The sequence below is a fragment of the Streptomyces sp. NPDC001348 genome (assembly GCF_053597535.1).
The window spans coordinates 1-5,136 of the sequence record NZ_JBSFIK010000084.1 but is presented as its reverse complement, the minus strand read 5'-3'; the positions used below and the strand labels follow the sequence as shown (position 1 = coordinate 5,136).

Here is a 5,136-nt window from a genome sequence, read left to right as displayed (position 1 = left end):
CCGCGTACTGGATGTACTCGGGTGGTGCGACAACGCGGCGAGGTGCCGTGCCGGGCGTCGCGAGCCGGTGAACCTTTCCGGTCGCAGCACTAGGCCGTGATCAGCCCGCCGACGGGCTCGGGCCGGCGGGAGCGCCGGCGCCGGCTCCGCCACCGGCGGCCGAGCCGCCGAGGAGTCCGCTGAGGTCCACCGGAGTGGACGTCTCGGTGGGCGGCGCGGTGAGCACCACCTCCGGCTGCCCGGCCGGCGGGTTCGGCGGGGTCACGTCGGAGGCCGGCAGTTTCGGCGGGTTCGTCTGCGTGTTGAGGGTCGTGTCGAAGTCGACGTCGCCCGTCTTCTCCATGACCGTCATGTGGTCCAGGACCGTGTTGTTGGCCTGGTCGGCGAGGGCGCGCACCAGCGAGTTCTTGGTGGTGGAGCGGATCTTCGCGATGCCGTTGAAGATCGAGCCGTGCGTCATCCGCAGGATGTTGGCGAAGTCGACGTCGAACTGCTTACCGGTGTCGGCCTTCAGCTGGGTGACGAAGCCCTCCTGCTGGGGGCTGGCCACGTTGGGCAACGTGATGTTCAGCAACGGCGCGATCTTGCGGCAGGTGGTGTCCAGCGCGGCGTGACCGTCGATCAGGTGCTCGCTGGCCGTCTTGACCGCCTGCGACTGGCCCTTCTGCAGACCGATCTGACCGACCGGGTACTCCCACAGTCCCGCCGCCCGCACCTTCACCACGAAGTCGCGGTCGCCCTCGGTCAGCGGCCCCCACTGGGTGTTCGCGATGATGCGGGACTGGTCGGAGGAGACGGTGCTCACCCCGAGCATGCTCGGGTAGGCGAGTGCCACCAGGGTCACCGCCATGGCTCCGCCCACGAAGAGAGTTCCCGTCGCGTTACGCGAAAGTCGCACCGTGCCTCCTGCCCGGTAGGGGGTTCCGCCCGCGCGGGGCGAGCGGATCGGACGCACAGGAGTACGGAGACGGAAGCGTCGGCACTCAATGTTTTTGGTAAAACCTGTCGGGCCGGTGGTTGACCGAACGTTGACCGGCCGGTGGGAGAGCCTGGGCGAACCTGACTGTACGTTCGCCGCATGTCCATGCCACCGCGACCCGGGCATCCCGCGAGGGCTGCCGCATCCCTCCCCGTTCTCCCGTACCGCAAGCCCACCAAGGGCCGCGACTACTGGGTCCTGGACGACGTCCTGCCGGACGTGGACGCCGTACGGCAGCGGTGTCTCGCCAAGGAGGACTGGGTCGAGGGGTACCCGTACACGCAGGAGACCTGGCCGGGTCTGCGGGCCATGCCCGGGCTGGAGCCGGGGGAACTGGGGCGGATCGAGCGGCTCGTGAGGAAGGCCACGGGGGCCGGGGAGCTGTGGGTGCAGCGCGCGCCCGGCGGCGGCACCCTCAACCACAACTGCGTACAGGTGGTGGGCGAGGGGGAGAGCGAGCCCCGGCCGCACACCGACTCGCGAGCGCTGTGCCGGTACGCGGCGGTGCTGTATCTCAACCCGGGTGTACCCAAGGACTGCGGCACCAGTTTCTACCGGCAGTCACTGCCCGGCGGACGCCTCGGCGGCAACGTCGTCCAGGCCCCGCACAACAACCTGGTCGAGGCCCTCGGCACCCGTTTCGTGGCACCGGACGCCTTCGAGGAGGACGTCCGCGTTCCGCACCGGTACAACCGCCTGCTCCTCTACAACGCCAACCTCGTGCACAGCGCGACCGGTTACTGCGGCCGGACGCTGGAGGAGAAGCGGATGACGGCGGTCTTCTTCTGGATGGCCTGAGCCACCCGGCATCCGCGCCGCCCGGCATCCGCGCCGCTCGGCATCCGCGCCGCCCAACACCTGGCCGCTCAGTACCGAAGAGCCCTCGCCACCTCGGCCTTCACCTGTCCCGACAGCGTGCGGTGGCTCCGGGCCGTCGCGCTGCCCGACTTTCCGGCGGGGACGTTCGGGACCGTGGCGACGACCGTGTCCAGGAGGTTGCCGCTGCTGTCCTTGAAGTCGACCTGGACGGCGAAGGACTTGGTGGCGTCCGCCTTGTTGTCCGCCGTGACCTGGACCGACATATGACCGTCGGAGGTCGTGGCCGGTGTGCCCAACCGCACCGCGGCCTTGGCGTCGACACCGTTCTTGACGTCGTCCAGCCGCTTCCCCGCCTCGGCGGTCGCCGAGGCCAGTGCCGACGCGCCCTGCGAGGCGTAGGACGCCGCCTTGCTCACCGCGGACGAAGGGCTGGTGCCACCGCCGCTGTCGGAGCAGCCGCTCAGCCCGGCGCCCAGGCATGCGGCGAGCGTCAGTGCCGCACCTGTCCGTAGACCCGTCATCCCGCCTCCGTCCGTGCCCCCCCGCCGCTCTCCCGTCCAGTCAAGGACCGGCGCCGCGGGCCCGCACGCCCGGTCATCCGTACGGCGTACCAGCCGTGCGGTCGTCTGTGACCATGGCGCCTCGTGCTGCGTCTGACATGGCGTAAACAAAATGCTCGAAGAACGGGATACCCAGGGTGAACGACGAACACGACGCCTACGGTGGCGACACGGAGCCATTCGCCGGTCCGCGGCCGGGCCGGGGGGTGGAGTGGTGTGCCGTGGGCGGGCTGCTGCTCGCCGGCGCCGCCTGGACCGCCCGGGCGGTCTGGCACATGCGGCTGTCCCTGGCAGGGGAGCCTGCCTCGGGCCCGCCGGACCAGGGCGAGGGCGTGCACCGGACGCTGACGGGGCTCGAGGACTCGTACCACGTGGTCAGCGCGCTGGGGGACGGCGCCACGCTGATCTGCGCGCTGGCTTTCCTGTCCTGGCTGTGGCGCGTCCGGGACGACGCGCGCGCCCTGTCGCCCGAGCCGCCGCGCTATTCCGGGATCTGGGTCTACCTGGGCTGGGTCGTGCCGATCATGAACCTGTGGGTGCCGCGCGGCATCGTCGCGGACGCCTACGGGAAGAGCGTCCCCGGGCGGCCCCTGCCGCGTTCGCTGAACGTGTGGTGGGGGCTGTGGCTGGTCGGGATGCTCAGCGGGGCCGGCCTGCTGTACAAGGACTCCACCGACGAGGTCATCGAGCGCGCCTACTCCGAGGTCTGGCCCCTGCTGACCGCGGATGCGGCGATCGTGGGCGCGGCGATCGCCGGCGCCTTCGTCGTGCGGGCCGTCTCGGCGGCGCAGCGGGCGCGCGTAGCGGCCCTGACCAGCGGCGCGGCCAGGACGGTGGCCGTGCGGTGACGGCCTGACGGCCGCCCTGAGAGCCTCCGGTGTCCCTTGACGCATTCATGCGCAACCATGGGGTTATGACCGGTTTTGCGATCGGTCGTATGGCCGGATGCTCTCACTGAGGGGGCCGACATGGCTGTGGAAATACCTCCCCTGATCAAGCCATCCATGCTCAGACGGCGCGCCGGACTGCTGGGCGAGTGCATGGCGGAGTTCGTGGGGACGTTCGTACTCATCTCGTTCGGATGCGGAGTGGTCGCGATGGCCGTCGCGGCGCTGCCCGGCTCGGGCCGTGCCGCGACGCCCACCACGATCTTCCTCGCCGCCGGTGACTGGCTGCTGATCACCTGGGGCTGGGCGATGGCCGTGACCTTCGGCATCTACGTGGCCGGTGGCGTCAGCGGCGCGCACATCAATCCGGCGGTGACCCTGGCGTTCGCCGTGCGCCGGAAGTTCCCCTGGGTCAAGGTCCTGCCGTACTGGCTGTCGCAGGTGCTCGGCGCCCTCGCCGGGGCGGCCCTCGTGCTCGCGGTCTACCACAACGCGATCAACGCCTTCGACGCCGCCTCGAAGCCGCCGAAGACGAACGGGCACACGCTCGCCACGTTCTCGATCTTCGCCACCTTCCCGGCGCCGTACTTCGGCGGGGGCGTCTGGGGACCGCTGGTCGACCAGATCGTCGGCACCGCCTTCCTGGTGATGTTCGTCGTGGCCGTCATCGACCTGCGCAACACGGCGGTGCAGGCGAACCTGGGCCCGCTGGTGATCGGCTTCGTGGTGGCCGCCATCGGCATGTCCTACGGGGCGAACGCCGGCTACGCCATCAACCCCGCCCGTGACTTCGGCCCGCGCCTGCTCACCTGGCTGGCCGGCTGGCAGAGTCTGGCCTTTCCGGGGGACGGTCCATGGTTCAGCGACTACTTCTGGATACCGATCGTCGGGCCACTGGTCGGCGGGGTCGTCGGGGTCCTGGTGTACGACCTGTTCATCGGCGACGTCCTGCACGCCCGTGCCGAGCTGGGAGAACTGCCGGAGATCGGCCGTACCCGCCCGGAGGAGTAGTCGGCGGCCCGAGCACCCGGCCGGGTCAGCCGATCGCGCGGAGACCGCCGCCGGGCCGGCGGCGAAGGCGTTCCACGGCCCGCGCCGTCGTCTCGTCGGCGGGCAGGAGGACGACCGGTTCCTGCGCGTCGGTGCGCGGCAACTCCGGTCGTTCGCGCTGCCACCGCAGTGCGTGCGCGGTGGGGTGGTTGAGCCGGAGCGGCACTTGGGGTGGGGGCAGGTGGCGGTTGAGCCGTCGGGTGAACTCCTGTCCGGCGACAGGGGCGAGGTCGGCCGTGAACCACTCGGAGGTCTCCGCGGACGGTCCGAGCCGCAGGTCGAAAACCTGCTCGTCGGCCACCTCGTCCCAGTCGGCGAAGAACGTCCGGGCCCTCGGACCGGTGAACACATGGCGCGTCAGGTTCGGCGCCTCGGTCTCCAGCAGCCCGCTCCCGCGCATCACCGGCTCGAACCCGTCGGTGTACGCGAGCACGTCACCGAGCCGGTGGGTGACGAAGGCGGCTGAGGGCTCGAGGAGCCGGAGGGTCGCCAGCACGGTGGGGCGGACGTCGCGGCCGGGCGGTGCCGGCCGCCGGCGTCCGGCGCACGCCCCGCCGGTGATCTTGGCGAGGTAGCGCAGGTGGTCGCGTTCCGCCGCGTCCAGACTCAGGGCGTCGGCGAGGGCGTTGATCCCCCCGTGGTCGCCGCCCCCGTCATCGGAGCGACCGACCCCCGACACCTCGCCGACGCCGTCGCCGCCCTCGACGTGCGGCTGACCGAAGAGGAGACCAAGACGCTCGAGGCCCCTTAGGGGTCCTTGCACTATGAGCGCCCGATGAGGTCGCGTGGTCTGGTGCCGTGCATCGCAAGGCGCCGGAGAGCCCTCGATGGGGGTCCCCCC

General features: G+C 71.0%; 6 protein-coding genes. 3 read left to right on the top strand and 3 right to left on the bottom strand.

Translation table 11 applies throughout. The annotated features are described in order from the left end of the window. Window positions 1–100: 100 nt before the first annotated feature. Entirely contained in the window at window positions 101–862 is a 762-nt protein-coding gene (locus ACWC21_RS41225) for a DUF4142 domain-containing protein (RefSeq protein ID WP_450889969.1), read from the bottom strand. A gap of 222 nt (window positions 863–1,084) precedes the next feature. Between ACWC21_RS41225 and ACWC21_RS41220 the strand changes: the two genes are divergently transcribed. Further along, window positions 1,085–1,777: a DUF6445 family protein gene (locus ACWC21_RS41220; protein WP_450889967.1), complete on the top strand. Its 693-nt coding sequence runs from the start codon at window positions 1,085–1,087 to the stop codon at window positions 1,775–1,777. A 68-nt stretch (window positions 1,778–1,845) separates the two neighbouring features. On the opposite strand, the gene ACWC21_RS41215 is transcribed toward ACWC21_RS41220, so the two are convergent. Continuing rightward, the gene (locus ACWC21_RS41215) at window positions 1,846–2,319 is read right to left on the bottom strand and encodes a hypothetical protein (protein WP_450889965.1); all 474 of its coding nucleotides are present in this window, start codon (window positions 2,317–2,319) and stop codon (window positions 1,846–1,848) included. A 176-nt stretch (window positions 2,320–2,495) separates the two neighbouring features. Here ACWC21_RS41215 and ACWC21_RS41210 point away from each other — a divergent pair, with 176 nt between their 5' ends. Both ACWC21_RS41210 and ACWC21_RS41205 read left to right on the top strand, forming a co-directional pair. Continuing rightward, window positions 2,496–3,206 carry a DUF4328 domain-containing protein gene (locus ACWC21_RS41210; RefSeq protein WP_450889963.1) on the top strand — a complete coding sequence of 237 codons (711 nt, stop codon included), beginning with the start codon at window positions 2,496–2,498 and terminating at the stop codon, window positions 3,204–3,206. A 120-nt stretch (window positions 3,207–3,326) separates the two neighbouring features. Further along, window positions 3,327–4,256 (top strand): MIP/aquaporin family protein, encoded by a 930-nt coding sequence (locus ACWC21_RS41205; RefSeq protein WP_450889962.1) that lies wholly within the window; start codon window positions 3,327–3,329, stop codon window positions 4,254–4,256. Between the two features lie 25 nt (window positions 4,257–4,281). On the opposite strand, the gene ACWC21_RS41200 is transcribed toward ACWC21_RS41205, so the two are convergent. After that, window positions 4,282–5,058, bottom strand: coding sequence for an MmyB family transcriptional regulator (locus ACWC21_RS41200; protein ID WP_450889960.1), 777 nt, complete (start codon window positions 5,056–5,058; stop codon window positions 4,282–4,284). Window positions 5,059–5,136 lie beyond the last annotated feature (78 nt).